Source organism: Pantoea sp. BRR-3P (assembly GCF_039621635.1).
Taxonomy (GTDB): Bacteria; Pseudomonadota; Gammaproteobacteria; order Enterobacterales; family Enterobacteriaceae; genus Pantoea; species Pantoea floridensis.
Map to the genome: position 1 here is coordinate 2,617,771 of NZ_CP155066.1, position 25,538 is coordinate 2,643,308.

General features: G+C 54.3%; 26 protein-coding genes. 7 read left to right on the forward strand and 19 right to left on the reverse strand.

Annotated features, from left to right (window positions below; genetic code table 11):
* Positions 1-12: 12 nt before the first annotated feature.
* Positions 13-744: an arginine ABC transporter substrate-binding protein gene (gene artJ / locus AAGR08_RS12175; RefSeq protein WP_345826985.1), complete on the forward strand. Its 732-nt coding sequence runs from the start codon at positions 13-15 to the stop codon at positions 742-744.
* Between the two features lie 3 nt (positions 745-747).
* Here artJ and rlmC read toward each other — a convergent pair whose 3' ends face one another.
* From rlmC to AAGR08_RS12225, 10 genes are all read right to left on the reverse strand, one after another.
* Entirely contained in the window at positions 748-1,869 is a 1,122-nt protein-coding gene (gene rlmC / locus AAGR08_RS12180) for a 23S rRNA (uracil(747)-C(5))-methyltransferase RlmC (RefSeq protein WP_345826986.1), read from the reverse strand.
* Positions 1,870-1,917: 48 nt separating this feature from the next.
* Positions 1,918-2,385 carry a YbjO family protein gene (locus AAGR08_RS12185; protein WP_097094393.1) on the reverse strand — a complete coding sequence of 156 codons (468 nt, stop codon included), beginning with the start codon at positions 2,383-2,385 and terminating at the stop codon, positions 1,918-1,920.
* A 74-nt stretch (positions 2,386-2,459) separates the two neighbouring features.
* Positions 2,460-3,305, reverse strand: coding sequence for a putrescine ABC transporter permease PotI (gene potI, locus AAGR08_RS12190; RefSeq protein ID WP_097094394.1), 846 nt, complete (start codon positions 3,303-3,305; stop codon positions 2,460-2,462).
* Positions 3,302-4,258: a putrescine ABC transporter permease PotH gene (potH, locus tag AAGR08_RS12195; protein ID WP_345826987.1), complete on the reverse strand. Its 957-nt coding sequence runs from the start codon at positions 4,256-4,258 to the stop codon at positions 3,302-3,304. Before potH ends, potI begins: the two co-directional genes overlap by 4 nt.
* A 9-nt stretch (positions 4,259-4,267) precedes the next feature.
* Positions 4,268-5,401 (reverse strand): putrescine ABC transporter ATP-binding subunit PotG, encoded by a 1,134-nt coding sequence (potG, locus tag AAGR08_RS12200; RefSeq protein ID WP_176519190.1) that lies wholly within the window; start codon positions 5,399-5,401, stop codon positions 4,268-4,270.
* Between the two features lie 114 nt (positions 5,402-5,515).
* Positions 5,516-6,625 carry a spermidine/putrescine ABC transporter substrate-binding protein PotF gene (potF, locus tag AAGR08_RS12205; protein ID WP_097094397.1) on the reverse strand — a complete coding sequence of 370 codons (1,110 nt, stop codon included), beginning with the start codon at positions 6,623-6,625 and terminating at the stop codon, positions 5,516-5,518.
* A gap of 372 nt (positions 6,626-6,997) precedes the next feature.
* Positions 6,998-7,477, reverse strand: a complete 480-nt coding sequence (locus tag AAGR08_RS12210; RefSeq protein ID WP_097094398.1) for a YbjN domain-containing protein — start codon at positions 7,475-7,477, stop codon at positions 6,998-7,000.
* An 87-nt stretch (positions 7,478-7,564) separates the two neighbouring features.
* Positions 7,565-8,467 carry a 30S ribosomal protein S6--L-glutamate ligase gene (rimK, locus tag AAGR08_RS12215; protein WP_345826988.1) on the reverse strand — a complete coding sequence of 301 codons (903 nt, stop codon included), beginning with the start codon at positions 8,465-8,467 and terminating at the stop codon, positions 7,565-7,567.
* A 17-nt stretch (positions 8,468-8,484) separates the two neighbouring features.
* On the reverse strand, positions 8,485-9,207 hold the full coding sequence (gene nfsA, locus AAGR08_RS12220; protein ID WP_097094400.1) for an oxygen-insensitive NADPH nitroreductase: 723 nt from the start codon (positions 9,205-9,207) through the stop codon (positions 8,485-8,487).
* 15 nt (positions 9,208-9,222) lie between these two features.
* Positions 9,223-9,474 carry a DUF1418 family protein gene (locus AAGR08_RS12225; RefSeq protein ID WP_345826989.1) on the reverse strand — a complete coding sequence of 84 codons (252 nt, stop codon included), beginning with the start codon at positions 9,472-9,474 and terminating at the stop codon, positions 9,223-9,225.
* A gap of 182 nt (positions 9,475-9,656) precedes the next feature.
* Between AAGR08_RS12225 and AAGR08_RS12230 the strand changes: the two genes are divergently transcribed.
* Positions 9,657-9,920: a GrxA family glutaredoxin gene (locus AAGR08_RS12230; protein ID WP_097094402.1), complete on the forward strand. Its 264-nt coding sequence runs from the start codon at positions 9,657-9,659 to the stop codon at positions 9,918-9,920.
* Between the two features lie 33 nt (positions 9,921-9,953).
* On the opposite strand, the gene ybjM is transcribed toward AAGR08_RS12230, so the two are convergent.
* On the reverse strand, positions 9,954-10,325 hold the full coding sequence (ybjM, locus tag AAGR08_RS12235; RefSeq protein WP_345826990.1) for an inner membrane protein YbjM: 372 nt from the start codon (positions 10,323-10,325) through the stop codon (positions 9,954-9,956).
* 251 nt (positions 10,326-10,576) lie between these two features.
* On the opposite strand from ybjM, the gene AAGR08_RS12240 reads away from it, so the two are divergent.
* Complete coding sequence (locus AAGR08_RS12240; protein ID WP_345826991.1) at positions 10,577-12,265, forward strand: aspartate:alanine antiporter; 1,689 nt, start codon at positions 10,577-10,579, stop codon at positions 12,263-12,265.
* Between the two features lie 365 nt (positions 12,266-12,630).
* Entirely contained in the window at positions 12,631-13,236 is a 606-nt protein-coding gene (gene ybjG / locus AAGR08_RS12245; protein WP_097094405.1) for an undecaprenyl-diphosphate phosphatase, read from the forward strand.
* Between the two features lie 77 nt (positions 13,237-13,313).
* Here ybjG and AAGR08_RS12250 read toward each other — a convergent pair whose 3' ends face one another.
* Positions 13,314-14,519, reverse strand: a complete 1,206-nt coding sequence (locus tag AAGR08_RS12250; protein WP_345826992.1) for a serine hydrolase — start codon at positions 14,517-14,519, stop codon at positions 13,314-13,316.
* Between the two features lie 275 nt (positions 14,520-14,794).
* Here AAGR08_RS12250 and AAGR08_RS12255 point away from each other — a divergent pair, with 275 nt between their 5' ends.
* Entirely contained in the window at positions 14,795-15,451 is a 657-nt protein-coding gene (locus tag AAGR08_RS12255; RefSeq protein ID WP_097094407.1) for an HAD family hydrolase, read from the forward strand.
* A gap of 1 nt (position 15,452) precedes the next feature.
* Here the strand turns inward: AAGR08_RS12255 and AAGR08_RS12260 are convergent, their stop codons facing one another.
* The 3 genes from AAGR08_RS12260 to AAGR08_RS12270 all read right to left on the reverse strand — a co-directional run bounded on the left by AAGR08_RS12260 (position 15,453) and on the right by AAGR08_RS12270 (position 18,102).
* Complete coding sequence (locus tag AAGR08_RS12260) at positions 15,453-16,586, reverse strand: PQQ-dependent sugar dehydrogenase (RefSeq protein WP_097094408.1); 1,134 nt, start codon at positions 16,584-16,586, stop codon at positions 15,453-15,455.
* A 104-nt stretch (positions 16,587-16,690) separates the two neighbouring features.
* Positions 16,691-17,347, reverse strand: a complete 657-nt coding sequence (locus AAGR08_RS12265; protein ID WP_097094409.1) for a DUF3313 domain-containing protein — start codon at positions 17,345-17,347, stop codon at positions 16,691-16,693.
* A 119-nt stretch (positions 17,348-17,466) separates the two neighbouring features.
* A complete protein-coding gene (locus tag AAGR08_RS12270; RefSeq protein ID WP_097094410.1) occupies positions 17,467-18,102 on the reverse strand; it encodes a carbonic anhydrase in 636 nt (211 codons plus the stop codon).
* 329 nt (positions 18,103-18,431) lie between these two features.
* Between AAGR08_RS12270 and rimO the strand changes: the two genes are divergently transcribed.
* Entirely contained in the window at positions 18,432-19,757 is a 1,326-nt protein-coding gene (rimO, locus tag AAGR08_RS12275) for a 30S ribosomal protein S12 methylthiotransferase RimO (RefSeq protein ID WP_097094411.1), read from the forward strand.
* Here the strand turns inward: rimO and AAGR08_RS12280 are convergent.
* Positions 19,754-20,203, reverse strand: coding sequence for a DUF4385 domain-containing protein (locus AAGR08_RS12280; RefSeq protein WP_097094412.1), 450 nt, complete (start codon positions 20,201-20,203; stop codon positions 19,754-19,756). The genes rimO and AAGR08_RS12280 overlap by 4 nt on opposite strands.
* Before the next feature lie 114 nt (positions 20,204-20,317).
* On the opposite strand from AAGR08_RS12280, the gene AAGR08_RS12285 reads away from it, so the two are divergent.
* Complete coding sequence (locus AAGR08_RS12285; protein WP_097094413.1) at positions 20,318-21,982, forward strand: methyl-accepting chemotaxis protein; 1,665 nt, start codon at positions 20,318-20,320, stop codon at positions 21,980-21,982.
* 129 nt (positions 21,983-22,111) lie between these two features.
* Here the strand turns inward: AAGR08_RS12285 and gsiD are convergent, their stop codons facing one another.
* Genes gsiD through gsiB form a run of 3 tightly spaced genes read right to left on the reverse strand, consistent with a single transcriptional unit; the run spans position 22,112 to position 25,533 of the window.
* Positions 22,112-23,017, reverse strand: a complete 906-nt coding sequence (gene gsiD / locus AAGR08_RS12290; RefSeq protein WP_097094414.1) for a glutathione ABC transporter permease GsiD — start codon at positions 23,015-23,017, stop codon at positions 22,112-22,114.
* Positions 23,018-23,027: 10 nt separating this feature from the next.
* Positions 23,028-23,948, reverse strand: coding sequence for a glutathione ABC transporter permease GsiC (gene gsiC / locus AAGR08_RS12295; protein ID WP_097094415.1), 921 nt, complete (start codon positions 23,946-23,948; stop codon positions 23,028-23,030).
* 49 nt (positions 23,949-23,997) lie between these two features.
* Positions 23,998-25,533: a glutathione ABC transporter substrate-binding protein GsiB gene (gene gsiB, locus AAGR08_RS12300; protein ID WP_097094416.1), complete on the reverse strand. Its 1,536-nt coding sequence runs from the start codon at positions 25,531-25,533 to the stop codon at positions 23,998-24,000.
* Positions 25,534-25,538 lie beyond the last annotated feature (5 nt).

Below are 25,538 nucleotides of genomic sequence, written 5' to 3' on the forward strand. Positions count from 1 at the left end.
AGGAGTTATATAATGAAAAAATGGATCGTTGCTGCTGCACTGGCAACTCTGGCAATGAATGCTTATGCGGCCGAAAAAATCCGCTTTGCCTCTTCCGCAACTTACCCGCCATTTGAATCCCTCGATCATGACAACCAGATTGTGGGTTTTGATATCGATCTGGCAAAAGCCTTGTGCCAGCAAATGAAAGCGGATTGCACCTTCACCAACAACGCCTTTGATAGCCTGATTCCGTCGCTGAAATTCCGCCGCTATGACGCAGTAATTTCAGGTATGGATATCACTGCCGATCGCAGCAAGCAGGTCGATTTCACCCAGCCTTATTATGCTAACTCCGCCATCGTTATTGCCCATAAAGGTCAGTTCACAGACTTCAGCCAGCTGAAAGGCAAGCGCGTCGGCGTGGAGAACGGCACCACGCATCAGAAATACCTGCTGGAGAAACACACTGAAGTGATCGCGGTGGCCTATGACAGCTATCAAAATGCGATTCTCGATTTGAAAAATGGTCGCCTGAATGGCGTGTTTGGTGATACGGCGGTGGTCAATCAGTGGCTAAAGGCCAATGACGATCTCAGTGCGGTGGGCGAGCACATCACCGATACCGACTTCTTCGGCACCGGCTTAGGCATTGCGGTACGTAAAGGCAACGAACCGCTGCTGAACGAGCTGAATAGTGCGTTAGTCGCGCTGAAGGCCAACGGCACCTGGCAGCAGATCAATCAGAAGTGGTTCCCGGAATAAGCGTTATTTGCTGAGCAAACACAGCACTTCAAAATGCGCGGTATGCGGAAACATATCGAACAGCTGCACGCGGCTAATGCCGTAATCCGCCAGACGCGCGATATCCTGCGCCATGCTGGCCGGATTGCAGCTGGAATAAAGAATGTAATCGGGTGCCATCTCAGTAAGATAAGCACACAACTCTGCACCAATGCCGCGACGCGGCGGATTGACCAGCACCAGCTGCGGCACGGCTTCGCGTGATGTCGCAAACTGCGTTGAATCCAGTGCGGCAAAACTCACCTTCTCCAGACCCAATTGCTGCGCCGACTGCTGCGCGCAGGCAATGGCTTCGGCGCTGATTTCGATGCCGGTCAGCTGCATCTCAGACGTGGCGCAGTGCAAACCAAATCCGCCGACGCCACAAAACAGATCCCACATACTGCTCACCGGCAGCTGTGCGACCCAATCACGTGCGGTGGCATACAGATCCGCGGCAACATGGGGATTGGTCTGGAAGAAGCTTTGCGGGCGAATATAGAGCGGCACCTGATTAAATTTTTCCACCAGCGCCTGATCTGGCGTCAGCGCAATCTCTTCATCCCCTTCAAGAATCGCCATATGCACCGGCTGAATATTGGCAGAGATGACTTTCAGCTGCGGCAACTGCTGCTGCAGCCAGGGCAGTGCCGCACGCAACTGCGCCAGCTTACTGGTGGAGCGCAGTACAAAACGCAACATCATGCCGCCCTGCGTGCTTTCGGTCAGCAGCAGAAACTTCAGCTCACCGCGTTTGCGCGCTACGTTGTAGGGTGTTAAACCCGCACGCGCGATAAAGGGTTTGAGTACCTCAAACACCGCGCTAAAGCTAGCGGGATAGAGCGGACAGGCGCACAGATCAACCGGTTCACCGTCGCGCGCCACCATGCCGAGAATGGGCCGCTCAACGCTGCCACTGACCACCATTTTGGCTTTATTACGAAACCCCTGCTGCCCGGATGCCACCGGCGGCAGCCATTCGGCGACTGGCCTTTCCGCCAGCAGCTGCTCCAGTAACGACTGCTTATCATTGAGCTGTTGCGGGTAGGGTTTTTCCAGCCACTGGCAAGAGCGACAGCGGCCGGCATCATAAAGCGCGCAATGCATAGCTTGGCCTGTATTCAGAATCGGGAGAAAAAATGGGGGGCGATTGTATCACCGGTTTCGGAAAAAAGCGCGGCTGCTGGCAGGCACAAACAGCAGCAGCAGAACCAGCACCTCCGGCAGCTTTTGCAGCAGGGTGTGATGAATAATCTGCGCATTGCTTTCGCCGGGAATGCTAAAAATCTCCGGGTAGATCCACCCCACGGAGGCCATCAACATATAGATCAGCACAACGATTTGCGTGGCAACATAGCCCCAGCGTCCGCGGTTGCTGCCGCGCATCAGCGTAAAGGCACAGCGCAGTTCAAACAGGAAAATCAGCTGGCTGGCGATAAAAATCAGCGTGGAGTCCCAGGCTTGTGCGCTACGATGCACAAAGTTGGCGAGTTCGTCGAAACCCAGTTCGTTAGCCAGCATCAACACGCTGAGGCAGCGGGTAATGATGATGGCGCAGCCCGCAACCATCACTGGCACCGGCGTGGTGTTAATCATTGAACCGTTTTTCAGGGTTTCCGACATGGTTTAGCTCCGTCACCATAATAAAACGGGCCGAAATAATCAGCCCGTTCTTATGGTGGCAAATGTTACGATGTTCAGCCACGTTTTGCTTTCTGAATATCGCGTAATCGCTGCTTTTCTTCGTGCGCCATAAAGCGCCAGGCGATAAAACCGACTAAACCGACGACAAACAGAATCAGCGAAGCTAAGGCGTTGATTTCCGGATTCACACCACGACGTACGGTGGCGAAGATCGCCATCGGTAACGTGGTAGCGCCTGGGCCGGTGACAAAGCTGGCGATCACCAAATCGTCGAGCGATAAGGTAAACGCCAGCAGCCAGCCGGTAACAATCGCGGGTGCGATCATCGGCACAGTGATCACGAAGAACACTTTCACCGGCGTGGCGCCGAGATCCATCGCCGCTTCTTCAATCGAGCGATCCAGTTCACGCAGACGCGAGTTGATCACCACCGCTACGTAAGCGGTACAGAAGGTCACGTGCGCCAGCCAAATAGTCAGCATGCCGCGATCGCTTGGCCAGCCCAGCGTATTGCCCATCGCCACAAACAGCAGCAGCAGTGACAAGCCGGTGATCACGTCCGGCATCACCAGCGGTGCCGTCAGCATAAAAGCAAAGCCGTTATGCCCGCGGAAGCGGCCAAAGCGCACGATCACCACCGCCGCCATAGTACCAAGCACCACCGCCATGGTGGCCGAGAGCGCGGCGATGGTCAGGCTAAGCCCCACCGCATCCAGCATCGCCTGATCCTGGAACAGCACGTTGTACCAGTGGAACGAGAAGCTCTCCCACACCGTCACCAGCTGCGAACTGTTGAAGGAGTACACCACCAATAGCAGCATCGGCGCATACAGGAACATAAAGCACAGCACCAGAATTACGCTGCGCCACGGAGAGCGAATGGTCGGTAACTGGCTCATTCCTTCTCTCCCATTTCACGATTTTGATGCTTATGGAACCAGATGATCGGCAGAATCAGGATCAGCAAAATGATCACCGCCAGCGCGGACGCCACCGGCCAGTCGCGGTTGTTAAAGAACTCCTGCCACAAAATACGCCCAATCATGATGCTGTCCGGACCGCCGAGTAGTTCGGGGATCACGTACTCGCCCACCGCCGGAATAAATACCAGCATCGAACCGGCAATAATCCCGCCTTTGGTCAGCGGCACAATCACGCTGAAAAAGGTCTTCAGTGGACGCGCGCCAAGATCCAGCGAGGCTTCTACCAGCGAATAATCAATTCGCGTCAGCGCGGTATAAATCGGCAGCACCATAAACGGCAGATAGCAGTAAACGATACCGATATACACCGCGGTATTGGTATAGAGAATCACCAGCGGGTGATCGATCACGCCGAGCCACATCAGGAAACGGTTAAGAATGCCGTTGTTGTTGAGCAGCCCCATCCATGCATAAACGCGCACCAGGAACGAGGTCCACGACGGCAGGATCACCAGCAGCAGCAGAATGGTGCGCATTGAAGGCTTACTGTGCGCCACCGCCCACGCCAGTGGATAGCCAATCATCAGGCAGATGATGGTCGAAATGCCCGCCACTTTCAGCGACGTCAGATACGCATCGGCGTAGAGCGGATCGTCGGTCAGCGTAAAGTAGTTGCCGAGATTGAGCACCAGATTGAGCTGACCATCCGCCCAGGTGACCAAATCGGTATACGGCGGAATGGCGCGCGCGATATCAGCGAAGCTGATCTTCAGCACGATCAGGAACGGCAGCAGGAACAGCAGAATCAGCCACAGATAAGGCAGTGCAATCACCAGCTTGCGACCGTGCTGCATTTTAATGCGTGTGGCCCAGCGCTGCAGCGGCGTGCCCACCACTTCTGGCGCGCTGCGTTGAGAAATCTGGCTCATATCGCCCCCTTAAACCGTCAGAACCACACAGCTGTCGGCGTCCCAACAGAGGCGGACTTCATCGCCCCAGGTTGGTGCGCCTTTGCGGTAGCGATGGGCGTTTTGCAGCTGTGCGCTAATCATTTGGCCGCTGCGCAGACGCACGTGGTAAATCGACAGATCGCCAAGATAGGCAATGTGCACCACTTCTCCCACGGCAAAGTTGCAGCCATCGGCCGGCACCTCTTCGCACAGCATGACTTTTTCCGGACGCAGCGCGACGTGCACCGGCACGTTATCGACGACGGACACATCGGTCTGCACTTTTAGCGGATGTACCAGGCCAGGCGCATCAATGATCAATGCATCCTCGCCACGCTCACGCAGTAACCCGTCGAACACATTCACCGAGCCGATAAATTCAGCGCTGTAACGGCTGGTGGGATGTTCATAAATCTCTTCCGGTTCACCAATCTGCACGAATTTGCCGCGGTTCATGATGGCAATGCGGCCCGCCATGGTCATCGCCTCTTCCTGATCGTGCGTCACCATCACGCAGGTGGCGCCAACGCGCTCAAGAATATCAACCACTTCGTGCTGCATGCGGTCACGCAGCTTTTTATCCAGCGCGCCCATCGGTTCGTCGAGCAGTAACAGCTTAGGGCGCTTCGCCAGACTGCGTGCCAGCGCTACACGCTGACGCTGACCGCCCGACAGCTGATGCGGTTTACGTTTGGCAAACTCTTGCATATGCACCAGCGACAGCATCTCTTCGACGCGGCTGTTAATTTCGCCTTTCGGCAATTTGTCCTGCTTCAGGCCAAAGGCGATGTTTTGCTCTACCGTCATGTGCGGGAACAGCGCGTAAGACTGGAACATCATGTTGATCGGGCGCTGATAGGGTGGCACGTGCGAGAGATCCTGACCATCCAGCACAATCTGGCCGCTGGTCGGCGGTTCAAATCCCGCCAGCATGCGCAGCAAGGTCGATTTGCCACAGCCGGAGGCACCCAGCAGCGCAAAAATCTCGCCTTTGTAAATGGTTAGACTGACATCATCCACGGCGTGTTGGCCGTCAAACGATTTGGTCAGGTTGCGAATTTCCAGCAGCGGCGTCAACGCCTTAGCCGTTTTATTTGGGGGGCGGGGAATCGCGTCGTTCACTAACATTTCTCCGGCGCTACAATCGCGCGGCACAGCCAGCCGCTAAAAATGGCACAACAGAGGCCAGTACAGCACCTCTGTCGTCGTCTTCAGGCAATACTCGTTCAGAACGAGTTACTTACCACTTTTTACTTTAGTCCATGAGCGCGTACGCACACGATCCAGTTTCGGATCCTGGACCTTGAGCACAAACAGCTTCGCCATCACCTCCGGCGTCGGGAAGATGCCCGGATTATTCCGCACATCAGCATTGATCAGCGGCAGCGACGCTTTGTTGCCATTGGCGTAGTTCATCTTATTGGACACATCAGCGATCACTTTCGGATCCATGATGTAGTTCAGCCATTGGTAAGCCGCGTCCAGATTCTTCGCGTCTTTTGGAATTGCCATCATGTCGAAGAAGGCCAGTGCGCCCTGCTTCGGCACGCTGTAGCCCAGATGCACGCCGTTGTTGGCTTTATCGGCACGATCTTTCGCCTGCAGGATGTCGCCCGACCAGCCAATTGCGACGCAAATGTTGCCGTTGGCCAGGTCATTGATGTACTGCGACGAGTGGAAGTAACGGATGTTCGGACGCAGTTTCAACAGCAAATCAGTGGCGGCGCCAGAGTAATCTTTCGCATCAGAACTATTTGGATCTTTGCCAAGGTAGTTCAGCACGGTGGCGAAAATCTCTTCCGGCGCATCAAGGAAGGAGACACCGCAGCTTTTCAGTTTTTCCAGATTTTCGGGTTTCAGCACCAGATCCCAGCTATCCACTGGCGCATCGGCCCCCAGTGCAGCTTTCACTTTATCGACGTTGTAGCCGATACCGGTGGTGCCCCACAGATAAGGAATCGCGTATTTATTGCCCGGATCGTGCTGGGCCACTTTCGCCATCAGATCGGGATCGAGGTTTTTGTAATTCGGCAGCTTGCTCTTATCCAACTCCTGGAACACACCGGATTGCAGCTGACGCGCCAGGAAGCTCGACGATGGCACCACCACGTCATAACCGGTGCTACCGGCCATCAGTTTGCCTTCCAGCACTTCGTTGGAATCAAAGACGTCGTAGACCACTTTGTCACCGGTCAATTTTTCAAAATTCGGCACCGTGTCAGCCGAAATATAATCTGACCAGTTATATACATGCAGCGTTTTATCTTCTGCCTGAGCACCAGCGGCCGCAGCCATCAGCACACCAGCAACCACACCTGGCAACCATTTTTGACGTTGGTTGAACATGTTTTCCTTCCTCCTGAGCGGGTCATTACAACGCTGTATACACGCGATCCGAACGTTGCGTTTTCTGTAAAAATTACAGGCACACAATGAATCAATATTCAGCGGGAGTTTAATAGCAAAAACCTATACATGTGCTGAAGTGGTACGTCCCAAGCAGCCCCGCAAGAATAGCCCCCCCTTACCCACCGCACCAGATCCCAGCTTAAAAAACGCCTTTTCGCGATAAGTTATGCATGTTTCTGCTATGGGGTTTGGCATTAGCGGCATAAAGCACGACTAATATCTGGCAATAAAGGGCAAAGTGCAGAATAAAAAGCGGTGGGGCTAAAATGAAAACTGCCGCAAAAAGCGGCAGTTAGCGAGGCGGGGAACTCAATGCAGCATCGCGTGGCTGCTGGAGCTGGGTTGTCGCTCCTCTTCCTCTTCCACAATCAGCAGGTGGTTAGCGAAGGCCTCCATAATCACCATGGAAACGCCCTCTTCACTCTGCTTCATAAAGTGCGAGAACTGACCGAAGGTGAGTCCGGCGGTGGTACTGATCGACTGGCAGACAATCAGCTTCGGCAGATTGTCGTCCTGAATATCAACGAAAGCTTTAATCGTGAGCGAACTGGCGTTGATCTGCGATAGATCGCCTACCAGCGGAATCAGCGCCGTGGGTTTTACTTCTGCCAGCGCGGAGAAGAGGATAACGTTATCCACCAGGTCGATTTTTGCATCAAACACCCCGTCAAAATTCTGCATGTGCGGCAGGTGCAGTGCCTGACAGGCATCGCATTCGAACCAGGTGATATTTTGTTGATCCAGCCAGCGACGCAGCACGTCAATGTCCGGAACGACCAGTGAATCCATCGTTATATCCTGTGGGGTGAAGAAATGAGCGCCTTAGCTTACGGAAAAACCGATCTGGATGCCACGAAAACCGCTGAAAAGCGCAGGTCAGCCGCCGGTTTTAGGACGATAGCCGGGGCAAGCATGCTGCTCTATCCAATGGATCATCATCGTCGCGATATCTAAACCGGTAATGCCCTCAATGCCTTCCAGCCCTGGCGAGGCGTTCACTTCCATCACCAGCGGCCCGCGATGGGCACGCAGAATATCCACGCCGGCGACTTCGAGGCCGAGCGTGCTGGCGGCTTTCACCGCGATTTCCCGCTCTTTATCAGTAATGGCTACCGCTCGGGCTTTGCCGCCGCGATGCAGATTGGAACGAAAATCGCCCTCTTTCGCCTCGCGCTCAATGGCCGCCACCACTTCATGGCCAATCACCAGACAGCGGATATCGCGCCCCTGCGCTTCTTTGATAAACTCCTGCACCAGAATATGCGCGTTAAGGCCACGAAAGGCATCGATCACGCTCTCCGCCGCCTGACGCGTTTCCGCCAGCACAACACCAATGCCCTGCGTGCCTTCCACCAGTTTCACTACCAGCGGCGCTCCGCCCACCATGGCGATCAAATCATCGGTATCATCCGGCGAGGAGGCAAAGCCGGTAATCGGCATATCAATCCCTTCACGCGCCAGCAGCTGCAGCGATCGCAGTTTGTCGCGCGCACGGGTGATCGCCACCGATTCATTCAGCGGATAGCTGCCACGCACCTCAAACTGGCGCAGAACGGCCGTGCCGTAAAAAGTGGTGGCGGTGCCGATACGCGGGATCACCGCATCAAAGTGTCCCAGCGTCTCACCGCGATAGTGCACTGCAGGGGAATCAGAGTTGATATTCATGTAGCAGGAGAGCGGATCGATGATCTGCACCTGATGACCACGCTCTTCCGCGGCGTCGCGCAGACGTTTACACGAATAAATCGATCCATCGCGGGTGAGAATGGCCATCTTCATTGCAGAGTTCCTTGTGCTTAGCGTGTCGCCCAACCCTGCTGATGCAGGTAATCCAGCATAAACGGACGTGTTTCTTTAATAATCAGACGCTGTATCAGCTGGCTCCAGGTTTCGGATCGCTGGTTACTGTCGCGCTGCTGATAATAGGCGGTCAGTTGCTCATCGTACTGTGCCAGCACGCGTTTATCGACGGGCTGGTAGTGATTCTCATGCACCAGCATCGCCTGTGGCATACGCGGTTTAACGTCTGGCGTATCTGCCGGATGGCCGATGCAGAAGCCGAACAGCGGCAGCACGAACTTTGGCAGCTCGAGTAACGCGGTTACCTCAGCGATGCTATTACGAATGCCACCAATAAACACGCCGCCAAGGCCAAGCGATTCCGCCGCAATCATGGCATTTTGCGCCATTAACGCCGTATCAACGCAGCCGAGCAGCAGCTGTTCAGCACGTCCCAGCTGCGCATCCGGGCAGATTTGCTGATGACGATTGAAGTCAGCGCAGAATACCCAAAATTCCGCCGCAGCGCTGACCCATGGCTGGCCGCCAGTTAGCTGTACCAGCTGCTCGCGTTTTTGCCGATCGGTAATGCGAATAATGGAGGAACACTGCAAAAAGCTTGAGGTTGAGGCCGCTTGTGCCGCGCTGATAATGGCGCTGCGTTGCGCCTCTTCAATGCCCTGTTCAGTAAAGGCGCGAATGGAACGGTGGCTGCACAGTAAATCGATAGTCGGCGTCATAATCCTCTCCGGTGGTTACTTCTTTTTGTTGGATTGATTAAACAATTGCGGTGCCATCGCCTTCGCCGTCCGCCACATCATCATCCATGCAGCTGGCAGCATCAACGCAATACCGAGAAAAAACAGTAGCGTCGCCAGCGGCTTTTTCGCCATAAAATCGGGGGCGCTCACCCAGTCGTTAGTCAGCAGTAGCGCACCGATTACGGCAAGCACGCCGAGCACTTCGAGCAGTAACACGGGTTTGGGTAATGTGGCGAGATTACGCATGCGATGGTTCCTCAGTTGTTCTATCAGCGTTAACCGCATTTTTACCCAATGTATAGGCGGTAAGTATTAGAGTAACAGGTATATTCTTCTTCCTTTAAGCAGGATGGGCGGGCATGATGTTACGCATTATTCACGCTGTGATGTGATTCTAGTCACAAAACAGCAGCGGAAGGAGAGAAGCAATGATTGCAGTAATTTTTGGCCGTTCTAGCTGCCCTTACTGCGTACGTGCAAAAGAGTTGGCTACTAAGCTGACCAGCGAGCGCGACGATTTTAACTATCAGTACGTGGACATTCAGGCCACCGGCATCACCAAAGCCGATCTGGAAGCGCGCGCTGGCAAACCGGTCACCACCGTGCCGCAGATTTTCCTCGACGATCGGCACATCGGTGGTTACACCGAATTTGCTGCCTGGACGAAAGAAAATCTGGGTATCGAAGCGTAAGATAACGGGCCTGCGGGCCCGTTTTTGATGCGGCTATCCGGCACGCATCGCCAGCATAATCCGCAGCAAACGGATCAGCAGCGCACCGCAGCCCGCCCAAAACAGCGCACTTAAACTCCAGGCTACCATCAGCAAACCGCTATGTATCATTGGCGTCGCCAGTATTAACCACAGCATCCCCAGCAGCGTACCGCCCAATGCCACCCATAACGTACTGAGCAGCGGCCTTTCCGGCTGTAATAGCGCCATAAAAATGCCCGGCAATAAAAATAGCAGCAATTCTGGTTGTCCACGCACCGCCTGTTCACTGGCTGCGCCCCAGAAATGATGTGCATAAATAAACACCAGCGTATAAAGCACCACGCCCAGAATTGATGCTGGCCAGCGATTATTGCGCTGCAACATAATTATCCTCAACTTTGATGTTAACAATTATGAAACTTTTACGGCCCTGATGCGCAAGGTGGAAATAAAAAGAAACAGCTGGCTGTGGAAGGAATGAAAACTGCCGATAGCTGAAGGTGTTAATTATGATTAGAATACGCCGCTTTAGAATTTGCTTGCGCTATATTGTTGCACGTCGCTTTGCGTTCGGCACAAGATAGCGAAAAAAGCCTCTCTCATCAACCCGTTACAGGTAAAGAAGAAGTTAAACAGTGAACATTAACGTCGCAGAATTGTTAAGCGGAAATGACGTTCTGTTATTATTTGTCGTTTTAGCGCTCGGACTCTGCTTAGGTAAATTACGCCTTGGCTCAGTTCAACTCGGTAATTCTATTGGAGTCCTGGTTGTTTCATTGATTTTAGGCCAGCAGCACTTCGCCATTAATACCGATGCCTTAAGTCTGGGCTTTATGTTGTTTATTTTTTGTGTCGGTGTAGAAGCCGGGCCAAACTTTTTCTCCATATTTTTCCGTGACGGTAAAAACTACTTCTTTTTGGCGATTGTAATGGTGGTGAGTGCGTTATTAATCGCTCTGACGCTTGGCAAATTGTTCGGTTGGGACATTGGTTTAACCGCAGGCATGCTAGCCGGTTCGATGACCTCGACGCCGGTGCTGGTCGGTGCCGGCGATACACTGCGGCAAAGCATCACCGATAGCCATCAACTTACGCTGATGCAGGATAATCTCAGCCTGGGTTATGCCCTCACCTATCTGGTCGGTTTAGTCAGCCTGATTTTTGGCGCGCGCTATCTGCCGCGCCTGCAGCATCAGGATCTGCCCACCTGCGCGCAACAAATTGCCCGCGAGCGCGGCCTGGATGCCGACAGTCAGCGCAAAGTGTTTCTACCGGTCATCCGCGCCTATCGCGTCGGTCCTGAACTGGTGGAGTGGAGCGGGGGCAAAAATCTGCGCGAGCTGGGCATTCATCGTCAAACCGGCTGCTACATTGAGCGTCTGCGCCGTAATGGCATTCTTGCCAGCCCGGATGGTGATGCGATGCTGCAACTGGGCGATGATATCTCACTGGTTGGCTATCCCGATGCGCACGCCCGTCTTGATCCCAGCTTTCGTAACGGCAAAGAAGTGTTTGATCGTGATCTGCTCGATATGCGTATTGTTACCGAAGAGATTGTGGTGAAAAACCACAATGCGGTAAACAAACGTCTCAGCCATCTTAAACTGACCGATCACGGCTGCTTCCTCAACCGGGTGATTCGCAGCCAGATTGAGATGCCCATCGACGACAGCATCATGTTGAACAAAGGCGATATATTGCAGGTAAGCGGTGAAGCACGTCGCGTGAAGCGCCTTGCCGATCGCATTGGCTTTATCGCTATTCATAGCCAAATTACCGATCTCCTCGCCTTCTGCGCCTTCTTTATTGTTGGTCTGATGATCGGCATGATCACTTTCCAGTTCAGCAACTTTAGTTTCGGCATCGGCAATGCCGCCGGGTTGCTGTTTGCCGGCATCATGCTCGGCTTTATGCGCGCCAACCACCCCACGTTTGGCTACATTCCGCAGGGTGCGCTAACCATGGTGAAAGAGTTCGGACTGATGGTCTTTATGGCCGGCGTTGGCCTGAGCGCGGGCAGCGGCTTGCAGCATGGTTTTGGCAGCGCGGGTGCGCTGATGTTGCTGAGCGGTTTACTGGTGAGTTTGCTGCCGGTGGTAATCTGCTATCTGTTTGGCGCTTACGTACTGCGCATGAACCGGGCGCTGCTGTTTGGTGCCATCATGGGAGCCCGCACCTGTGCACCTGCAATGGAAATCATTAGCGATACTGCGCGAAGCAGCATTCCTGCTCTGGGCTATGCGGGAACCTACGCGATTGCCAATGTGCTGTTAACACTGGCAGGCACGTTGATCGTGATTGTTTGGCCGCTGCTGCCCTTCTAAAAAATATATTTACAAGCGTAAAGAACTTTCTTTAGGGGACGCAGTCTGAATAAGTGCCACTGCTTTTCTTTGAAATCCCCAAATTGTGGAGCCCGCCGGTCACTGACTTGCGGGTTTTTTTATGGCTCTCGATCCTGTGGCTTAAGGTTCTCTTCAGCGAAAATTGTCATCCTTCCCACCGCTAACGCTATTTTCCAATATTCATGCAACTTTCATCAAAGTTAAACACTCCAACAACCCGCAATAAGATTAAGAGCGCGACTATTTATTCCAGAGGCGCGCGCTTTTAGGCTATCAGTTTTATTTTGCTGGCAATTTTTATGCTGGTGTTGTTTGGGTAAACAAGTCGAGGATACGCCATCGTGATGGAAGCACTTAACCACACGCTTTTTTTATGGATCAACGCCACGCAGGATTCGCCGCAGTGGCTGATCGTTCTGGCGACATTTATCGCCAAAGATGTGATTGCCATTGTGCCGCTGCTCATCGTAACGCTTTGGCTGTGGGGACCGCGCGAACAGGTGCAGTCACAGCGCGCGCTGGTGCTGAAAACCGGTATGGCGCTGCTTTATGCGCTGAGTATCTCGTGGTGCGTTGGGCAACTGCTGCCGCATCCGCGTCCGTTCGCCATTGGTTTCGGCCATCAGTTCCTGTCACATCGACCCGATGACTCCTACCCAAGCGATCATGGCACCACTATTTTCACGTTTGCACTGGCATTTATCTTCTGGCATCGCATGTGGTCGGGTGTGCTGCTGTTAGTGGTGGGGAGCGCCATTGCCTGGTCACGCGTCTATCTCGGCGTGCACTGGCCGCTGGATATGCTGGGTGGATTCCTGGTGGGCATGCTGGGTTGTCTGGCATCGCACATGGCGTGGCAGCTGTATGGTGAGCGGATGCTGGCGTTTACGCATCAGGTGTATCGCGCGCTGTTCGCCATGCCGATTAAGAAGGGTTGGATTCGCGAGTGAGCGATGTGGTCGCCATGAATGGCGACCCTACAAATGTTAAAGGTGCGCATTGATGCGCACCATTTATTTCCTGACACTTAACTAAACCACTTCCCGAACCAGCCGTGAAATTTCATCATCACGAAATCCCAAATCCGGCCAATAAACCCACCTTCCGGCACCGCTTCCATCGCCACCAGCGGACGTTGCTCAATGGTTTTGCCATCCAATTGGAAGTCGATGGTGCCAACGACCTGATTTTTCTCCAGCGGTGCTTCCAGCTGTGGTGAATTCAGCTTAAAGCTGGCTTTGAGATTTTTCATCTGTCCTTTCGGCACGGTAATGGCCGCGTCTTTAGCGACGCCAAGATTGACCTGGCTATGCTCGCCAAACCATACGCGCTGCTGGGCAAACGGCTTATCGGCTTTAATCGGCGTGACGGTTTCATAAAAACGGAAGCCCCACGTCAGCAGCTTTTCACTTTCACGGAAACGCGTCGCATCGGTCGCCGCACCCAGCACCACGGAAATCAGGCGCATATCACCTTCAGTTGCCGATGCCACCAGATTATTGCCGGCACCTGACGTATGACCGGTTTTAATGCCATCCACCTTCAGATTAGAGCTCCATAGCAGGCGATTGCGGTTCATCTGCTTGATCTTATTGAAGGTGAACTCTTTTTCACTGTTAATCGCATACTCTTCTGGCACATCACTGATCAAACGCTGGCCAATGATCGCCATGTCGCGTGCGGTACTGTACTGTCCGTCGGCATCCAATCCGTGCACCGTCATAAAGTGCGTGTTTTGCAGGCCAAAGGCTTTGACGTAGTTGTTCATCAGGCCGATGAACGAATCCTGACTGCCCGCCACGTAATCGGCTAGAGCGATACAGGCATCGTTGCCGGACTGAATCACCACACCTTTATTGAGCTCCGAAACCGGAATGCGATCGCCCGGTTTCAGGAACATCAGCGACGAACCGCGCAGCTTTGGATTACCGGTTGCCCAGGCATCCTGGCCGATGGTCACCATATCGTCGTTAGTTATCTTGCCCGATTTCAGCGCCTGGCCCACCACGTAGCTGGTCATCATTTTGGTCAGGCTGGCCGGATCGAGACGCTGATCGGCATTAGACTCCGCCAGCACTTTGCCGCTGTTGTAGTCCATTAAAATCCAGGCTTTGGCATCAATTTGCGGTGCCGCAGGCGCCTGTTCAGCCAGCGTGGTGGCGGGAATAATAAGCAATAGCAGTGAAGAGGCGGCCAGCGGCCGCCAGACAGAAGCGAAGGTGTTTTTTCTCATGAGCGTGACCAGATTGTCCTTGTTAAATCTTGGTTTTCTTGCAGGCAAGACATGTCTTGCCCAACGCTAACGGTTCACGCCAGCGAAAAAAACCGTCCAATCGTAAAGTTTTATAGAGTTTATTAGAGTAACCCTGGCACCAACCGCGTAGCGTCGCCACTTTTGCTCCAATACCCGCCAATAAAAATTGCGTGTAATTCCGATTTTTCGCAGAACAGTTAAGCCAGTCACATTTTTCCGCTAACCTGATTTCAGTCTGCCTGAGGAGAGCCGCGATGGACTTAGCCATTTTCGATCTGGACGAAACCCTGATTTGTGAAGACAGCACCAGCCTATGGCTGCGCTGGCTGGTTTCTCAGGGGTTTGCCCCTGAAGCAATCATCCAGCAGGAGCAAACCCTGATGGAAAAATATCACGCCGGTACGCTATCAATTGAAGAGTATATGAACACCACGCTGGCCCCGTTAGCCGGCATGGCAACGTTAACCGTTGAAGGTTGGGTGCGACGCTTTATTCATCGCGACATTATGCCCCGCGTCTTCCCTGCCGCGCGCGAGCGTATTGAGTGGCACCAGCAGCGCGGCGACACGGTAATGATCATCACCGCCAGCGGCGATCATCTGGCCGTGCCGATTGCCAATCGCCTTGGCGTGCACGGTGCATTAGCAATTGGCGTGGAAGTGGTCGATGAACGCTACAGCGGCCAAACCTACGGCACCATGACCTACCGCGAAGGTAAAGTGACACGCCTGCGTGACTGGAAGGCGCTACAGCAGGATCGGCACTTCGAACGCACCTGGGCCTACAGCGATTCAATGAATGATTTGCCGCTGCTGGCGCATGCCGATCATGCCTGGGTGATTAATCCCAACCCGCTTCTGCTGCAGGAAGCGCAGCAGCGCGGTTGGGAAGTGTGTAACTGGGTACGCTGAGTTAACCGCGCGGGGTGCTGGCATCATCCGTCAGCCCCACTTTCAGTAGCTTACCGTTGGCTTCATCGGTCAGCACATACAAATAGCCATCCGGCCCCTGACGGACATCGCGAATGCGCTCGCCGCGGTCCTCCAGCAGTCGCTGCTCTTCTATCACCTTCTCACCGTTAACCTGCAAACGAATCAGGCTTTTCTCTTTCAAGGCACCGATAAACAGTGAATTTTTCCACTGCGGGAAACGTGCGCTGTTGTAAAACGCCATGCCGCTGATGGCAGGTGAGACTTTCCAGTAATGCAGCGGCTGTTGCGTGCCCTCAACGGCCGTACCTTGCGCTTCTGGCACTTTTTCACCGCTGTAATCGATACCATAGGTGGCGAGCGGCCAACCATAGTTTTTGCCTTTTTCCGGGATATTCACCTCATCGCCGCCGCGTGGACCATGCTCGCTTTCCCACATTTGCTGCGTCCACGGATTGAGCGCCAGACCTTGCGGATTGCGCATGCCGTATGACCAGATTTCCGCGCGGGCATTTTTGCGATCAACAAACGGATTGTCCTGAGGAATGGCGCCATCCTGGGTCAGACGGATGATTTTGCCGGAGAGCTTATCCAACTGCTGCGCACTGCTGCTGGCAAAGTTGTCACCAAACGCGACATAGAGAAAACCCTGATGATCAAAGGCCAGACGCGTCCCCATGTTTGCGCCGCTCGAGAGCTTCGGCATTTGCTCCAGTACCACCTTAAAATCGCTTAACTGACGATTGTCATCACTGAGTCGCCCATAGCCCACTACGCCACCCGCGCGCCCTGTGTTATCGGCGGTGGTATAACTCAACCATACGCGACGGCTCTGGGCAAAGTCCGGCGCCAGCACCACGTCCAGCAAACCACCTTGTCGATTGGCCCACACTTTCGGCACACCGCCAATCGGCTGTGACAAGCCTTTGCCCAGCTGCCAACTGCGCAGCTGACCAGATCGTTCAGTAATTAACAGCGTTTGATTGTCGGGCAGAAATGCGACTGACCACGGATGATCGAGCTTATCCTGCAAAACCTGGACCTGTACTTCGGCGGCAAATAACGGCAATGAAGAGCTTAAGGCGCCAAACAGCAGCGCGGCGGGCAGTAAACGCATGGCATTCTCCTTGATCACAGTCTGCCGTTAAGGGTAGTCAGCGTGTGACAAAGGATGTGCAGGATTTACAAAACATTAAGCCCGGCGTTAAGCCGGGCCATACTTTATGGTGCGGAGAACGCCACCACATCGCGCACCATCTCATCAATCCCCGGGCGGAGATCGTTGAGCGTGATTGGCGCGCTGCTATTCGGTAACGGCTTACCAAAGGCTTTACGCACCACTTTGATCAGCGGCTTGCCAGTTTGCCCATCTATCGCTTCCACTTCGAGGAACAGCGCACTCTCCTGCGTGCGATGTCCAGTGGCCGCCATGGTGCTGGCGACTACCGCCGCAATCGGCACCACTTCGTAGAACTGCATGCCTTCATTTTCCGCAGAGACTGCCGTGATGGCCGTTTTCACTACCAGCGTGTGTGGGCCTTTTTGCGCCACCAGCGGTTTGCGCTCAGAGATTGCGCGCTTTAGCTGGCTATCGGTATAGGCGCGTATTTGATCCAGCGTTTGCTGGCTAACGCGCTCAGTAGGATGCGGCACCGGGTAATAAACCACCGGCGTATACACCACGCCACGGTAATCGGCGTCATGATAGTCGGGAGAGACCCAGCGCAGCGTCGGTTTGCCGCTCGGTGATTGCGCCGACTGCAGCTGGCTGTAATCACCGAGAAAGCCGGAATATTGTTTTTTGTCAGCAACATGAGAGGTACATCCCGCCGCCAGCAACGCCAGCGTTAAGACAGGAACAGAAAGGGAAAATCGCATGAGAAAGCCCTTAATAGAGGTAATTGCTTCTCAAGTGTAGAGGCTGGTTATGAGCGAGGGGAGATATTTTCGCGAAATGCGAGGAAAAACCACCTGCATTGCAGGTGGTTAGGCGGGAATTACTCGAAGCAGGTTTCCGGGTTTTCCGACAGCGAAATGAAGGATTCACCGCCTTTTGTCAGGGCGATAATTCCGCCGCTCTCAATATCATAAACCCACCCGTGCAGACGCACTTTGCCTTTACGCAGCGCCACTGCCACGGAAGGGTGTGTTTTGATATTGTGCAGCTGCGCAATCACGTTCTCTTTCACCATCTCATTGAGGCGTTTCTCTACGGAGTCATAGTTGCGTTCTTCCACCACTGCTTTCGCCGCATTGGCGTAGTGCAACCAGTGATCGACCGCAGGCATCGTCTCGAGATCGGCATTGGAAGCAATCGCGTTCATCGCCCCACAGTTGGAGTGGCCGCAGATAATAATTTCGGTCACGCCCAGCGCCAACACGGCGTACTCGATGGTGGCCGACACGCCGCCTGGCTCTGGACCAAACGGCGGCACGATGTTACCGGCGTTACGGATCACGAACAGCTGACCCGGCTCCGATTGCGTGACCAACTCCGGCACCAGACGACTGTCGGAACAGGAGATAAACAGGGCTTTGGGATTTTGGTTGGATGCCAAACTTTTGAAAAGATCCTTCCTTTCAGGGAACACATTCTGTTGAAAATTCAGAAAACCTTTGACGATCTCTTGCATTTGTTTGCTCTCACATTATCCACTTCTGCCCTGGCAGTGAGGATTCACCGTCAGCGCGATTTGAAATTTGCAGTGAAGATAACAACTTACATTCACCGACCCAACATTTAAGCAAAACACGCCTCTTTACACAACTCGGATGACCGTTTGCCGCCGGGTATCTAAGCGCTGTGCCACAACGATTTGGCCGCCTCGCCAATTGAGTTAAGCACAATCACAGCACATTGGTTGCCCCATAAGGAGATTCTTACACAGCCTATACATTTTCCTCCGCAACCTCTGTACAATCGCCCCCCTATCCACACTAATTATGATGAATTTTTATCCTTATGAGCCATGTCAAAAATCCACCACGCGTGGGATTCGTCTCCCTCGGCTGTCCGAAAAACCTTGTCGACTCTGAACGCATCCTGACGGAACTGCGTACGGAAGGCTATGACGTGGTACCACGCTACGACGATGCAGAGATTGTCATCGTTAACACCTGTGGATTTATTGATAGCGCCGTACAGGAATCCCTGGAAGCGATTGGTGAAGCGCTGAACGAAAACGGCAAAGTGATCGTCACCGGCTGCCTCGGTGCCAAAGTGGATCAGATCCGCGAAGTGCACCCCAAGGTACTGGAGATCACCGGCCCGCACAGCTACGAACAAGTGCTGTCGCACGTGCACACTTATGTGCCAAAGCCGGAACACAACCCGTTCCTCAGCCTGGTGCCGGAGCAAGGTGTCAAACTAACACCGCGCCATTACGCTTATCTGAAAATTTCTGAAGGCTGCAACCATCGCTGCACCTTCTGCATTATTCCTTCGATGCGTGGCGATCTCGATAGCCGCCCAATTGGATCGGTACTCGACGAAGCCAAACGTCTGGTGGAAGCCGGCGTGAAAGAGCTGCTGGTGATCTCGCAGGACACCTCGGCTTACGGCGTGGATGTTAAACACCGCACCGGTTTCTGGAACGGTTCACCGGTGAAAACCAGCATGGTCAGCCTGTGCGAGCAGTTAGCCAAGCTCGGCGTGTGGGTGCGTCTGCACTACGTGTATCCCTATCCGCACGTGGATGACGTCATCCCGCTGATGGCAGCAGGCAAGATTCTGCCGTACCTGGACATTCCGCTGCAGCACGCCAGTCCGCGCATCCTCAAGCTGATGAAGCGTCCAGGCGCCGTAGAACGTACGCTGGAACGCATCAAGCGCTGGCGCGAAATTTGCCCGGAGCTGACGCTGCGCTCAACCTTTATTGTCGGCTTCCCGGGTGAAACCGAAGAAGATTTCCAGATGCTGCTCGACTTCCTGCAGGAAGCACGCCTCGATCGCGTCGGTTGCTTCCAGTACAGCCCGGTTGAAGGCGCCACCGCCAACCAGCTGCCGGACCAGGTACCGGATGACGTGAAGCAAGCGCGCTTTGACCGCTTTATGCAGCTGCAGCAGAAAATCTCCAGTGAACGTCTGCAGGAGAAAATTGGCCGCGAAGTGCTGGTGATCATCGATGAAGTCGACGAAGAAGGCGCAGTTGGCCGCAGCATGGCGGATGCGCCAGAAATCGATGGCGCGGTATATCTGAATGGCGATCGTCAGGTAAAAGTCGGCGACGTGGTGCGCGTTAAAGTGGAACACGCCGACGAATACGATCTTTGGGGCACGCGCGTTTAACCATACTTCTGCTGGTGCGCGCGTTTGCGCGCCAGATAGTCAGTATCTGCCCTTATCTTGTCCCAGCATGCTTTAAAAACGGCCGCCGCAGCGGCCTTTTCTTTTTCTGTGGTGCGCGGCAATACCTTGCCCTCCCCATCATATTTGCGTCCGCCCTGATGATTGCTGTAGCGGCGTGCTCGCGTATAACCCATTTGAATATATTTACGCGCCATGTCCATGCCGACAAAATCGTCCTGCGCGCGATACGCCTCAAACATCTGCATAATCTGCTGCGAAGAGTGCTGCGCCAGCTCCACGGTGCGAAAACGCCAGTGCGGCAGAATTTCACTTTTGTAGGGCTCAACCATCAGCACGCCCTGCTCACCGCGTCCCACCTGATATAACTCGGGCTGGCGACGAAAATCGATGTGCTTGAAATCCTGCTCATAATCAAACGGTTTCATCTGTTTTTCCCACCTTTCATCGTCCCGTGACGTAATTATTTCCAGACGGCGCTTAAGCGATTTGCTTTTACACCGATAACATAACTATCAGCCTACTTCCTCAGAGATGCCCCTATGTTTAAACGAATGAAAATTGTGACCGCCATCATGATGATTCTGGTGGTTTTCACCGCGATGCAGGCGATTTCCGGCTCGCTGTTTTTATCATCCCTGATTGCCGGGCAGCATAATTTCACAACCAGCAATCAGCTGTCACAGCAGCAGCGTGAAGTGGCCGATGGCTGGCAAACGCTGGTGAAAACGCGCGTCATCATTAACCGCGTCGCTATTCGTATTCTGAAAAATCAAACTGATGAGTCATCACTTGCGGCGATCAATAAACTGCTGCTGTCCGCAGGCGCGTCGCTTGATGAAGCTAATCAGCACTATCAGCTGTATAAAACCATGCCGCGCCTGCCCGGACAAAGCGCCGACGCAGCCAGCGTCATTGAGGCTAAGTTCACCGCTTTCGCTGACATACTGAAACAGTCCGCCGTGTTCCTGAAGGCAAATGACTATGCCGCCTACGGCAATCTGGATGCACAGCAGGCACAGGACGATCTGGAAGCCGCTTACAAACAGTGGCGCGAGCAGAATGTTCAACTGCTAGCGGAACGTAATGCAGAAAACAATAGCACCTATCAGCAGATGTTGGTGATGGTGGGCGTCATGATCGCCGTGGTGTTGCTGTTGCTGATTGCCGTGTGGGTGCTGGTACGCCGTATTCTGCTGGCCCCGATGAAACAGGTTCAGCAGCAGCTGGAGCGTTTTGCAGACGGCGATCTCTCCGCCAGCTTGCAGGTGGAAGGACGCAGCGAAATGGCGTCGATCGCCGCCAGCCTTAACCATATGCAGCAGGCGCTGCGCAACACCATCAACAACGTACGTGATAGTGCTGATGCCATTTTCGGCAGCGCCAGCGAAATCGCGACCGGTAATAACGACCTCTCTTCGCGTACCGAGCAGCAAGCGGCGTCGCTGGAAGAGACAGCGGCAAGCATGGAAGAGCTAACCGCAACCGTTAAACAGAACGCTGATAACGCGCGTCAGGCTACGCAACTGGCAAAAACAGCGTCAGAAACGGCCGACAAAGGTGGCAATGTGGTTGATGGCGTGGTGAAAACCATGCGCGACATCGCCGATAGCTCGAAGAAAATTGCCGACATCACCAGCGTCATTGACGGCATTGCTTTCCAGACGAACATTCTGGCACTGAACGCGGCGGTAGAAGCGGCGCGCGCTGGTGAACAGGGCCGCGGCTTTGCCGTGGTGGCCGGTGAAGTACGTAATCTGGCGCAGCGCAGCGCACAGGCGGCGAAAGAGATTAAACTGCTGATTGAAAATTCGGTGCAGCGCGTGAATATCGGTTCACAGCAGGTGAGCAGCGCGGGCGATACGATGCAGGAGATCGTCAGCGCCGTCACGCGCGTCACCGATATCATGGGCGAGATTGCTTCAGCGTCTGATGAGCAGAGCCGTGGCATTGATCAGATTGGTCAGGCGGTGAATGAGATGGATCGCGTCACGCAGCAGAATGCCACGCTGGTGCAGGAATCCGCTAACGCCTCGGCATCTCTGGAGCAGCAGGCGAGCAGCCTCTCCTCTGCGGTTTCGCGCTTCAATACCGGCACGCGTCAAGCGACGGTACCTGCTACCAAAGCGGTAAAACCTGCACTTACTCCTACCCGCGCGCTGCCTGCGGTGGCAGCACACAGTAACGATAACTGGGAAACGTTCTAAAGCAGTTATCTTACAGTTGATGAAAAGGTCGCCATAAATAGCGACCTTACGGATGATCGATGCAGGTATTGTGCGGCTGAAATCAGCACGTTTTTGTAGGGTCGTCATTCATGGCGACCCAATCTCACATCAAGTTTTCAGTTTCGGATCGAGCGCATCACGCAAACCATCGCCCAACAGATTAAACGCCAGCACGGTGAGGAAAATCGCCAGGCTAGGGAAAATCGCCACGTGCGGCGCAATCACCATATCGGCGCGCGCTTCATTGAGCATCGCCCCCCACTCAGGCGTAGGCGGCTGCGCGCCCAAGCCGAGAAACGACAAGCTCGCCGCAGTAATAATTGACGTACCGATACGCATGGTGAAATAGACCACAATCGACGACACCGTACCGGGTAAGATATGTCGCATGATGATGGTCCAATCCGACGCGCCAATACTGCGCGCCGACTCAATATAGGTTTGATGTTTCAGCACCAGCGTATTGCCACGTACCAAACGGGCAAACGCCGGAATGCTGAAAATCGCCACCGCGACAATGACATTGCTCATGCCGCTGCCCATGATCGCCACCACCGCAATCGCCAGCAGAATGCCGGGAAAGGCAAACAGCACGTCACAAATACGCATGGTGATACGATCCCACCAGCCTTCGTAATAGCCCGCCAGCAAACCCAACACCGTGCCAATCAGCGCGCCAATCGCCACGGAGAAGAAGCCCGCAATCAGCGAGATGCGCGTTCCCACCAGCACGCGACTGAAGATATCGCGCCCCAGCGAATCGACGCCAAACCAGTGCATCAGCGACGGTCCTTCATTCAGCCGGTCGTAATCAAAATAGTTTTCCGCATCAAACGGCGCAATCATCGGCGCAATAAACGCCACCACAATCAGCAGCAGTACAAACAGTCCGGCCAGCAGCGCCACATGTTGCCGGCGAAAGCGCCGCCAGAATTCACGCCACGGCGTGCGCACCCGGTTTTCGGTGATGGTCGGCAGAGTTTTTAATGCCGCGGCACGTCGCCAGTTCTTCAATTGCGACTCCTTACTTGTAGCGAATTGCCGGGTTGATTGCCGCGTACAGCACATCGACAATCAGGTTAATCAGGATGAACTCCAGCGAGAACAGCAATACTTCGGCCTGAATCACCGGGTAATCGCGCATCTCTACCGAATCCACCAGCAAGCGGCCTAAGCCAGGCCAGTTGAACACCACTTCCACCACAATTGAGCCGCCCAGCAGGAAACCGAACTGCAGGCCCATCATGGTTACCACCGGAATCATCGCATTACGCAGGCCATGTTTTACCACCACCAGCGATTCGCGTACCCCTTTGGCGCGCGCGGTGCGCATATAATCTTCCTGCATCACCTCCACGAACGAGGCGCGGGTGAAGCGCGCCATCACCGCCGCCACCGCGGCACCCAGCGTGATTGACGGCAAAATGTAGTGTTTCCAGCTATCTGCGCCCACGGTCGGTAACCACCCGAGTTCGACGGAAAACACCTGCATCAGCAGCATGCCGAGCGCAAACGCCGGGAACGAGATGCCCGACACCGCCAGCGTCATACCGATACGATCCGGCCAGCGATTGCGCCATACCGCGGAGGTAATGCCAATCGCCATACCGAAAATGACCGCCCACACCATACTGCTCAGCGTCAGCCATAGCGTAGGGAAAAAGCGCGCGGCAATTTCATCAATCACTGGACGCTTCGAGACCAGCGAATGACCGAAATCGCCCTGCACCGCATTGAGCATGAAGTGCCAGAACTGTTTGATCAGCGGCTGATCGAGGCCGAGATCCTGACGCACCAGCGCCACTACCGAGGCATCCGCTTCCGGGCCAGCAATCAGGCGCGCCGGATCGCCCGGCAGCAGGTGAACAAACAGGAATACCAGCACCGCAACAATCAGCAGCGTGGGAATCAATCCCAGTAATCGTTTGAGAAAATAGTTGAGCATGCAAAGTCCTGCGCAGCATCGGCCAGCCCCGCAGGGCTGGCCGCGTCTGTTACTTCAGATCGGCCTCATCAAAATTGAATGAGGTATCGGGCATGACATAAAAACCGCTGAGGTTTTTATTGTTGGCAGACAGCAGTTGCTCGACCACCAGTGGGATCCACGGATGATCGTTCCAGATGCGATCCTGCGCGTCTTTATACAGTTTGGCCTTCTGATCGCGATCGGTGGTTTTCAGCGCATCGGCGAGATCTTTATCCACCTGCGGATTGCTGTAGAACGCGGTGTTAAAGATCGCTGGCGGCCAGGACGTCGTGGCGAACAGCGGCGTCAGCGCCCAATCGGCTTCACCCGTTGAAGCGGACCAGCCGGTGTAGAACATGCGCACACCGCTCTCTTTCTGCCCTTTGCTCTCTACTTCAGCCGCGCGCTGACCGGCATCCATCGCCGTCACCTTCACCTTCACGCCCACCTGCGCCAGCTGCTGCTGAGTGAACTGCAGCACTTTCTGCGCGGTGCTGTGGTTATGCGATGACCACAAGGTGGTTTCGAAGCCGTTCGGGAAGCCGGCTTCTTTCAGCAATTCACGCGCTTTAGCCGGATCGTATTTGATCGCCGGATAGCTCTGGGCAAAGTCGATGGTTGGCGGCACGATGCCGGTAGCTGGCGTGGCGTAACCGGCAAAGGCCACTTTCGCCAGCGCCTGACGGTTAATCGCGTACTCCAACGCTTCACGCACTTTCGGATTATCAAACGGCTTTTGCGTGACGTTGAGGCTGATATAGCGCTGCATGATCGACGGCGTGGTCACCACATCGAGCTTGCTGTTGCCTTGCAGCAGTTTGGCCTGCTCAAAGGGTACCGGGAAAGCAAAGCTTGCTTCACCGGTTTGCAGCATTGCCGCGCGGGTGTTGTTATCCACCACCGGACGCCAGGTAATGCTATCCAGCTTCGGATAGCCTTTTTTCCAGTAGCCATCCCACTTCTTCACTTTCACGAAGTCGGTCTGATTCCAGGTATCAAAGGCAAACGGGCCGGTACCCACCGGATGGAAGCCAATATCCTTGCCATATTTCTTCAACGCGGTCGGTGAAATCATCACCGCCGCCGGGTGCGCCAGGTTGTTGATGAAGGCTGAGAACGGCTGTTTCAGGGTGATCTTCACCGTGCTCGGATCAACTACTTCGGTAGTGGCGATATATTTGAACAGGTTATAGCGCTTGAGGTGGTTATCCGGATTGCTGGCGCGATCGAGGTTAACTTTCACCGCTTCGGCATTGAAATCGGTACCATCCTGGAATTTCACGCCGGAACGCAGCTTGATGGTGTACGTCAGGCCATCGCTGCTCGCCTGATAGCTCTCCGCCAGTACGTTGGTCAGCTTCATGTCTTTATCAAAGCCGAATAAGCCCTGATAGAAAGACTTCGCTACCGCCTGCGACAGCGTATCGTTGGCATCGTAAGGATCGAGCGTGGTAAAGGTTGAGGCCACCGCAATCACCGCATCTTTCGCCGCCCACGCGGGCAGCGCCAGCGCCGAACTCAACAAACCGGCAGTGATAACCCCTTTTCGCATAATATGGTGCATCGTTA